1 pseudogene is annotated in these 282 nt (G+C 62.4%); it reads right to left on the reverse strand.

Annotated features, from left to right (window positions below):
- Positions 1-78 precede the first annotated feature (78 nt).
- Positions 79-282, reverse strand: a pseudogene (locus BN1134_RS15485) (carboxypeptidase M32); the annotation flags it as partial.

The following is a 282-nucleotide window of genomic DNA, read 5'->3' on the forward strand; positions in this document are numbered from 1 at the left end:
ACGTTACGTCGGCAAGTAACCACCTCAGTACGCGCCACAGGGCGGCCTAATGTGACCCTGTGGCGCGTACTGAGGTGGTTACTTGCCGACGTAACGTTGCTCAAGGTGGCGGCGCAACCAGCGCGGTGACAGCGTCTCGCCCGTTGCCTGCGTCAGTAGCTCGTCAGTGGGCAGCAAGCTCGCTTGTTGCCAAATCTTTGCACTGAGCCACGCAAACAGGGCAGGCAGGCGACCGGCCTCGATCACGCTGCCCATCTCGCCGAGATCGCGCTCCAGCGCAAA

Origin of the sequence: Aeromonas simiae (assembly GCF_000820125.1) — a bacterium.
GTDB classification, from domain to species: Bacteria; Pseudomonadota; Gammaproteobacteria; order Enterobacterales; family Aeromonadaceae; genus Aeromonas; species Aeromonas simiae.